The following is a 1,052-nucleotide window of genomic DNA, read 5'->3' as shown; positions in this document are numbered from 1 at the left end:
GAAAGCGAACGAAACCGGGTGGCGAACAGCGATATCACACGACTGATGCGCCACGATTCGAACGGTGCCGGACAGGCTGTTGGTGTACGGGTCGACCAAAATATCCAAGCCACCCCAGAACCCAATGACCAAATCTTGCCACGCGCCGAAAAATACATCGCCGGAATTTACCTGATTGGTCACATTGCACTTGTAACCATTCAGCCGATCATTATTATCCATGATAAAGGTCGGGTATCCGGTGATTTTCGGCGAGGTTTTGAGCGAACCACACATGGCCGGAGGAATGATGTAGCCAAGGCTGCCGCGCAGGGCGTTGTCGACTGCAACGGAGCTTTCCATGCCCACTACCTCGGCCCATGTCGGCGTGGCCGCTGCAAAGGCCGTGGGCGCATTGATGCCGGTCTGGTTTGCAATTCCGAGTGGCTGCCCACTGGCGCCGGATCCATACAGCGCCGCGCAATCGATGGTCGTCACCATGCCTATAGCGATGTCATTCATGACGATTTGTTGTATCGACGGCGTACCCTGCAAAAGCAACTGGCGCGTAATATCCGAATAAACCCCGGACGTCTTCGGAACCAGGCTGATTTGGTCAAACTGCGCCTCGCTGTTCGCCGCGTCGCCGCCTTCGGTGCCGATCCATGCAGCGGTTGCCCCACTGGTTTTACGTGGTATCTTGACGTCACCAACCAGTCCGTTAAGCATCGTTGCTCCCATGGAAAGGGTTGCCGACTGGTTGCGAAGAACATCAACAAAACTGCCGGCCAGCAAATTCTCGGCCACAAGCTCGGCACCATCGGTGGCGGTACCGGCGGTCAATGTACGTTGCACCAGCATGTCGTGTGGAAGTAGGATTCCACGTGCTGCACGCCCTTCGCGCTTTTCTGCCGCTTCGGAACATTCAAGCTCGAAAGCGGCTTCGCGAATATACTTGGGATCTTTGGGGCCAAAGGCAACAGCCCGAAGCGCCTTGCCCAGGTCATAATTTGCCATGTCCCGCTGGCTCATGCCGATGACGGCCGCCCGCTGATTCGGCGGCTGGGCGTTGC

General features: G+C 56.9%; 1 protein-coding gene. It reads right to left on the bottom strand.

Annotated features, from left to right (window positions below; translation table 11 throughout):
• On the bottom strand, window positions 1-1,052 hold a 1,052-nt coding region (locus JCM12296_RS35095; protein WP_172684279.1), incomplete at both ends, for a phage major capsid protein.

Source organism: Desulfosarcina cetonica JCM 12296 (assembly GCF_001311845.1).
GTDB classification, from domain to species: domain Bacteria; phylum Desulfobacterota; class Desulfobacteria; order Desulfobacterales; family Desulfosarcinaceae; genus Desulfosarcina; species Desulfosarcina cetonica.
Note: the sequence above shows the minus strand (reverse complement) of the source record. Positions and strands in the feature narration are given on the sequence as shown.